The sequence below is a fragment of the Marinimicrobium sp. UBA4209 genome (genome assembly GCF_002381585.1).
Lineage (GTDB): Bacteria > Pseudomonadota > Gammaproteobacteria > Pseudomonadales > Cellvibrionaceae > Marinimicrobium > Marinimicrobium koreense.
In genome coordinates this window covers 30,955-36,265 of sequence record NZ_DFTP01000070.1, presented here as the reverse complement: position 1 = coordinate 36,265, position 5,311 = coordinate 30,955, and the positions used below count along the sequence as shown (strand labels likewise).

Here is a 5,311-nt window from a genome sequence, read left to right as displayed (position 1 = left end):
GGGTATCCGCGGCGGCGCTGGAGAACGTCAGGTGGAAGACGTCCGAGCGAGACGTTTTCTGCACCTGAGCATCATCCAGCGCTCGGAACCAGGCCCAGGGCCCCTGGTACACCCGATCACTGGCGCCCCCGTTGACCTTCTCGAACACCAGACGCAGCCGGCGTTCCGCCTGATCACCCGACCAGTCAACCCGACGCCAGAACTTGGGCCCGTGACTGTACGACAGGGTCTGGTCGCCCATATCAAGAATAAAGCGGGCATTGTCTTTGGCCAGGTCTTGCGGTTTGAACTCCAGACTCAGTCGCGGGGAGGACTCCCCCGAGCGGAACATCAGTTCGGTGATCGCCTGCCCGTGGCGGATCTGAGCCAAGGCACTGGCCGAAAGCCCCAGGCCGTAACCATCCACCTGCCGGTTGTGCCACCGCCCCCGGGTCTGAACAAACGGCTCGATATACTGCTGTACAAAACGCTCGTGCAGCCCGCCCGGCTTGAAGAATTCACTGAAGTCGTACAGTGACATTTCCGCATCCACACCGCCCACCAGTGGGTAACGGCCCGCCGCCATGCGCTGATACGGCTGATACACCTGGGCCTGCCACTCGTTGACGACATGCCCTCGAGCTTCAATCAGAATACTCCGCCAGGTTTCCCGTGACAGGCCGTTGAGCCACTGCTCCAGGGGCTGGGGCAGGTTGCGCGCATAGCTTCGCAATTGACTGGCCGGATTACCCTCGCCATCGGCAAAGCGCGCGCGGGCGATTTCGAACGCGCGTCGTTGGGGGTCCGGCGACATCCGGATGTCCTGCACGAAATCACTCAGCTTGCGCACCTCCCCAAGCACCGCGTGAATGGGTGCCTGACCGGCATCCCCCGCCATCAACCGATGCAGCTCACTGAAATGGCGATCCACTTCGGTGGAGTCCATTTGCGAGGCAATCAAACCGGCCGCAATACTGGTTCGTTGACTACGACCCGCTCCGGCCACCTTTTCCTTGAGCTCGGGGTTGGTCAACTGCGTCTGCGCGGCGCTGACCTCCAGTACCCGCAAGAGGGGCGAGTACAGTGGGTCCGCCGCACGCGCCAACCGCTCGCTGCCCTGATTGAGGCTGGCGAAAGAATCAATGGAAAGTGCCTGCTGTACTCCCACCCAGGTGCGAATGTAGTCGCGCAGATACAGTTCGGTCACCCGCTCGCTCAGCTCCCCGAGGTCGTCCTCAGTCATGGTCTGGGCACTCTGCTCCAGGCTCTCAAATATCCAGCGGTCATTGACCAGCTCACGCAGTACCGGCGATCGTGGTGAGAGGTCGATGGACTTGTAGCCTTCGCGGGTGAACATCCAGGGCACCTGAATCGCATCCCGGGCGTTCGCCGGCAATTCAAATACCGCGGTCAACTGATTGCCGTATTGAGCCCGCAGATCAACCGGACGTTGAAATTCCGGCTCGCTCTGAATCCGGTTATAGACTCGCTGAGCGACCGGAACCTGCAGTAGGCGTTGGGCCACCGTTCGGGCCAGAGGCTGGTTAAGCGCCTGATCCGTCAACTCCAGGGCCAGCAACCCCTCCAGGTGGTGCCGCAACGAGGTCTGAGTCTCGCGCTCCACCGTAGCGGCCCACCGACGGGTAAACCACTCGACCACCTGCGGGGCTTCCATGCGCGAAGTATCCCCGAACATCTGGTACACCCGGAACTGGTTGTACAACTGCAGATCATCTTCGGTATTCAGCAGCGCCTGCTCCAGCTCCCGCAACAATGCCTGAGTGAACGGGCCGCGCAGATAACGCTGATACGCCTGATCGGCGCGTTCATCGATGCGTCCGTCGTAGAGGCCGACGCCGGTCAATACCGGGTGTGCGTCCCGGTCGTATACAGAACTGGCCTGAGCCAGGGCGGTCAGCGCTGGCAGGTGCGCTCGGGGGGCTGCCGGACCGTAACCATCCCCTTGTCGCTGCTCGAAGCGGGACAGGTGCGAGCGGACATCTTCCATATCAGAGGCGTGGCGACTGACACTGCCTGTCCACACCATCATCAGACCCACGACACTGGCCGCCAAAGCCGCGTAAGCCGAGCGCCGCCCCCACTGCCGCCAGCGTTCATAGCGTGGATTGGTGCCCACCAGCTCAGACTCCGGAAAAATCACATCCTGAAAGAGCCGTCCCAGGAAAAAGCCTTTACCCCGATTCACCCCCGGTGCGGCCGGTTCGCGCCCAAACCCGAACTGTGCCGACACGGTACTGACCAGGCGATCAATCGGCGTGCCATCCTGGGTGCCGCTCGAGTAATAGACGCCGCGCAACAACGGCTGGTAACGATAGCGATTCGGGGCAAAGGTCTGCTCGACAAACCCCTTGACCAGGCGGTTGAGTTGTTCAAACTGGGTCGGAAAATGCTCGATGGCGGCCCGACGCTGGGGATCGCGTTCCTGATGAAGTCGCCAGATCAGACGTTCGTACAGTCGGGCTTCGAGTTGACGAAGCTCGGCGTCAATAAACTCAAAGTCCGGGGCCGACTCCACCGAACCGGCGCGGGGCAGGCTGAGGCCCCACACCTGCTCACGCTCGTCTTTCCCCAGGTCTTCGAAAAACTCATTGAAGCCCGCGATCAGGTCCGACTTGGTGAACATGAGATAGACGGGAAAGCGCACCTCCAGCTTACTCATCAAATCATCAATGCGGGTGCGAATGGTGCGAGCATGACGGGCGCGCTCTTCTTCGGTCTGGGTGAGCAGATCCTGCACGCTGATCGAGACAATCACGCCGTTGATCGGCCGGCGACGGCGGTGCTTTTTCAGAAGCCCCAGAAACCCCTCCCAGGCCGAACTGTCCACCACCCGGTGACTGTCTTGGGTCGTGTAACGTCCCGCGGTGTCCACCAGCACGGCATCATTGGTGAACCACCAATCGCAGTGTCGGGTTCCGCCAACGCCCTGCAGCGCTCCGGCACCAAACTTTTCGGCCAGGGGAAACTCCAGCCCGGAGTTCACCAGCGCGGTGGTTTTGCCCGCACCCGGCGGGCCCACCATGATGTACCAGGGCAGCTCATACAAGGCTCGACTCTTGTTGGCACGGCCCCGAAAACGACGCTGCCGAAGCACGGCCAGCGCTTCGAAAAAGCGCTGCTGAATCTGCTGGACATCCTCGGCCGCCTGACTACTGACATAGTCCGTTGCGTTGGTCTGGCTCTGCTGAATGTCGTCCACCATCGCCTGATTCTGCTGGCGATCCCGCCATTGCAGGCGCAGGTTATTCAGCCCCCACAGCACCAGCAACACCAGAATGACCAACAGTCGGGTGATGCTGCTGGCCAGGGGCGCCGCGTTTTCATCGCCAAACTTGATCAGGGGTCCGCCAAACCAGACCAGCAGCGCCAGAATTAAGACACCCACCAGCGATAAGGTGACCGGGTGGAGCAAGGTATTTTTAATCCGCTTCATCATTACCATCGGTTCCCTGTTGGTCTACTCAAACGAATCCCTGGAAAAGGTTTCAATCTGCTCATTGACAGTATCGAGCTGCTCCACAACGGGGTTGGAATTGGTGTAAAGCCAGTACCGGAAACCGGAAAAGATCAACACCAGAAGCAACGCCACGGCAGCACTCCAGATCCACAACGGAATGGATTCTCCCAGGGTTGAGGAGGTCCGGCCGAGTCCCTGCCAACGTGGCGACAGCGCGCGTTCGTGCTCGCCGCGATACCGGCGGATGGTCCGGTAGAGCTCGTCTTTGATCTGCTCCAGGGCATCGCGTCCGCGGTTTGCCAGACGGTAGCGCCCTTCGAACCCCAGGCTCAGGCACAAATACATCAACTCCAACATGTCCAGGTTCTGGGATGGGGCCTGGTTCATGCGCTGCAGGATCTGAAAAAATTTCTCACCCCCTGAGGTTTCATTGTGAAACGCACTGAGCAGAGTCCGCTGCGCCCAGGGACTGTCGCTACCCCAGGGGGTATTGAGTACCGCCTCATCCAGAACCGAACAGAGAACATAACGGGCCGCCAGCACAATCTCCGGCGGATAGCCCCGGTCCCGGGCCTCCACTTCGAACTCCCGGATCGACTGGGTCAACTGACGGTACAGACCGCGCACATCAGTGTGGCGTGCCGACTGGCGGACTTTGCCAAATACCAGCAGTAGCGTATTGGCGGAGCTGACCAGAGGATTGAGCCCCCGACCGGCAACCAGAGGCTCAGGAGGCAGGTCCATCGCTGATGGTGGCGCGGGTGAATCAACCGGTGAAGGCGCACGCGGCTCTGGTGTTCCGGCCGCAGCGCGCGGGGTGTTCACGTCTGGTTTCATTCGGGTGCGATCGCCACCGGGGCGAGGCTGGCGAAAGACCGTTTTGTCCGGAGAATCCATGGGTGCTCCTCAATATCGAGAGGCGATCGCTATTGGCGAATCGCCCAGAACTCCATTTCCAGGCCGGGGAAGTCTCCGCCCACGTGCAACGCAAAGCCACCCGAGCTGGCCATTTCCCGCCAGAAGGCGCTGTGCTGATCCAACTCAAAGTAGGCGTATCCCGACCGGTAGGGAATCTGCCGCGGCGCCACGGGCAAAGGTTTGATGGCAATACCCGGCATGGCGGCGTTGACCAACTGCCGGATACGCTCCACCGGACCCACCTTTATTTGCGCCGGCAGGCGCGAGCGCAGGGTTTCCTCGGCGATATCGGCGCGCACCGCCAACACAAACGCCGCCGAAGAAAGCAGCGAGCGATCGGGAATGGTACCCACGCGGATACCATATTTCTTTTCCTCAAGTGGCAGACCGATGGCGGTCTGCTCGTACACCATCGACAGGTAGCTGCGCAGGGTGGTCATCAGGGGCAAAAACGTGGCCTGCAATTGATCGTGCCGGTACGGCGCGAACTCCGGTGGCCGCTTCTCCCTGGCGACAAAGGTGGACAACTCTCCGGCCATCAGCAGCAGTTGCTGAAACAGCGCCAGAGGATGCAGATTGCGCACCGTGGCCAGATGGGCGATCAGGGGTTCATAGCGGTTGATCATCTGCAGCATCATGTAGTCGGCGATTTCCGCGGTTCCGCCCCGGCGGGCATCCGCCAGACGGCCCGCAATTGCCTCGCCCCGATGATGCAGCATCCCCGATAACTCGGGCAGAAAGCCCGCGAGTCTGGGGGCGGCCGTACAATCGAGACAGGTGGCCAAGTACTGCTCATCGAGCAGCACGTTGTGGTCATCGCGCACCTCCGCAATGCGCAGCACGCCAATACAGGCATACCCGCTGAGATCCTCGGACTCGAGCATCAGGCGTAACCGGAGCTTACCCACATCCACGGGACGGGTATCTCCGCCATCC

3 protein-coding genes are annotated in these 5,311 nt (G+C 61.0%); all 3 read right to left on the bottom strand.

What is annotated here, in order from left to right:
* The coding region (tssM, locus tag B3187_RS10345) for a type VI secretion system membrane subunit TssM (RefSeq protein ID WP_286806267.1) at positions 1-3,436 on the bottom strand (3,436 nt) is incomplete at its 3' end.
* Positions 3,437-3,457: 21 nt separating this feature from the next.
* Complete coding sequence (icmH, locus tag B3187_RS10340) at positions 3,458-4,354, bottom strand: type IVB secretion system protein IcmH/DotU (RefSeq protein ID WP_286806265.1); 897 nt, start codon at positions 4,352-4,354, stop codon at positions 3,458-3,460.
* A gap of 29 nt (positions 4,355-4,383) precedes the next feature.
* Positions 4,384-5,311: type VI secretion system baseplate subunit TssK (gene tssK / locus B3187_RS10335; protein ID WP_286806264.1), on the bottom strand; the 928-nt coding region annotated here is incomplete at its 5' end.